Below are 2,309 nucleotides of genomic sequence, written 5' to 3' on the forward strand. Positions count from 1 at the left end.
TTGATCGGTTCGTTCATTAATCCACACCTCCTTCATTTATCGTCAATAGTCGTAATAATACTAGCAAATCTTTACGGAAATGTCGCCCGTTAACTAAGGCGCAACTTTTATATTGTGCTATTGACAGTTTCTTCGCTGGAATGTTGAATAAACAAACTTCAATATTGAAACACTGAAATATTAATATGTCACAAAAACATTGAAATGAAAAGAAAAAAGTTTCTCCAAAAAATGAAATGAGGGTGTAAATTGAAAATTGATGTAATCGGGGATATTCACGGTTGTTTTGACGAATTCAGAAATCTGACCATTAAACTCGGCTATAAGTGGAGATCGGGTCTCCCCAGGCATCCTGACGGCAGAAAACTTGGATTTGTCGGAGATTTGACTGACCGCGGACCTCTCTCCTTAAAGACAGTATCCGTTATCGCATCTCTTCATAAAGAAAAAGATGCTTACTATACACCTGGAAACCATTGTAACAAACTCTATCGTTATTTCTTAGGGAACAACGTGAAGATCCTTCATGGACTGGAAACCACAACGGCGGAATTAAGTGCATTAACAGAGAAAGAAAGACATGTTTATAAGACCTTATTTATTGATTTATACGAGAATTCTCCGCTTTATCATGTCCTGGATGATGGGAATTTGATCATTGCACATGCGGGAATCAAGGAAGAATTTATCGGTAAGTACAATAAGCGTGTAAAAACATTTGTGCTGTATGGTGATATTACAGGTGAAATGAATGAAGACGGCACACCAGTCAGGAAAGATTGGGCGAAGGAATATAAAGGAAAACCTTGGATTATTTACGGACATACTCCCGTAATGAAACCGAGAATGATGAATAAAACGGTAAATATTGATACTGGTGCAGTTTTCGGTGGGAGCTTGACCGCTTTTCGCTACCCTGAAATTGAACTAATAAGCGTTCCTTCAACATTGGCATTCTCAGAAGAACAGTTCAGGACATTTCCCCAATAACAACTCGATTCAATAAAGAGATTCTTCGTGCAGATCAGTTTCAGCACGAAGAATCTCTTTTGTTCTTTATAAATCATTCAACACATCTTTCATATCACTGGCTAAAGGACAATTAAATTCCATCCATTCCTTTGTCATGGGATGAAAAAAGGATAATGTTCTGCAATGAAGAGCCTGCCGCTTTATTAATCCCATGTGACCTCCGTACAAGTCATCGCCAAGTAAAGGATGTCCGATCGAAGACATATGTACCCGTATTTGGTGGGTCCTTCCTGTCTCTGGGTGCAGGGAGAGATGAACAGCTTGAGAGAATTGGCCCAATACCAGATAAGCGGTGCAGGCATATTGTCCGTCTTGACGGATTTCTCTCTCAATAATGCTTGTTTCCTTTCGCCCGATCGGCTTTTCGATCACACCTTGTGTACTCTTCATCTCCCCTTCGGCCAAAGCTTCATATGTCCTTGAAACTTCCCTACCCTTCTGTTGAAGGCTGAACAGATGATGTATATGCCGGTGCTTTGCTATCAGTACGAGTCCCGAGGTATCCCTGTCGAGCCTGGTTACGATGTGGACCGCAGATGCCAGGCTGATTCTTTTATAATAACCTGCGATCCCATTTGCCAGACTTCCCGTCATGTGCTCTTTTGACGGGATGGTATTCAAACCCGGAGGTTTATCGACTACCAGGACATCACCGTCTTCATACACGATATTCAAAGGCATATTTTCTGGAATTAATTTATCACTTCCCGTTTCTGGAGGAAAAACCAATTCGACAATATCGTCTTTTTTCAGGAGATGACGGACATTCACCTCTGATTTATTAACGCATATCTTTCCACCTTCGAACTTGACCGAAGTCAGCGTCCTTTTAGAAACCTTCTGATCAACAAGAAACTCCCTCAGCAGTCTTCCTTCATAGTTTGAAGGAATCGTCCATTGAAGGGAATGGGCTTTATTCATCTGCCACAAAAGAGTCATGAACTCTCTTCCAGAAAGGGAACGGCCGGAAGCGGGCAAATCGGATTTTCTCATCTGCAACACGGTACTGAATGGATTTCACATCTTTATGCAGCAGGGAAAGGTGATCAATTGTAATCAGGAAATCAGGGCCATTCACCGGCTTTAACATACACGTATGATGTGCAGGTAAAATAAGCGGAGATCCGATTGTACGGAAAACCCGATTGTTGATAGACGCCATTTCCGCAAATTGAATAGCCGGCAATGATGGATGTATGATGGCCCCTCCAAGCGCCTTATTGTATGCAGTACTTCCCGAAGGTGTTGAAAGGCACAACCCGTCTCCCCTGAAGCGT

General features: G+C 41.9%; 3 protein-coding genes. 1 reads left to right on the top strand and 2 read right to left on the bottom strand.

The features are described from left to right. The first annotated feature begins 249 nt into the window (after positions 1 to 249). Complete coding sequence (gene prpE, locus HP456_RS22940; protein WP_172255381.1) at positions 250 to 990, top strand: bis(5'-nucleosyl)-tetraphosphatase PrpE; 741 nt, start codon at positions 250 to 252, stop codon at positions 988 to 990. 66 nt (positions 991 to 1,056) lie between these two features. On the opposite strand, the gene HP456_RS22945 is transcribed toward prpE, so the two are convergent. Both HP456_RS22945 and HP456_RS22950 read right to left on the bottom strand, forming a co-directional pair. Continuing rightward, positions 1,057 to 1,971, bottom strand: coding sequence for an RluA family pseudouridine synthase (locus tag HP456_RS22945; RefSeq protein WP_246289384.1), 915 nt, complete (start codon positions 1,969 to 1,971; stop codon positions 1,057 to 1,059). Continuing rightward, the coding region (locus HP456_RS22950; protein WP_172255383.1) for a diacylglycerol kinase catalytic domain-containing protein at positions 1,946 to 2,309 on the bottom strand (364 nt) is incomplete at its 5' end. The genes HP456_RS22945 and HP456_RS22950, both read right to left, overlap by 26 nt.

Source organism: Bacillus haikouensis, from assembly GCF_013179555.1.
Taxonomy (GTDB): domain Bacteria; phylum Bacillota; class Bacilli; order Bacillales; family Bacillaceae_B; genus Rossellomorea; species Rossellomorea haikouensis_A.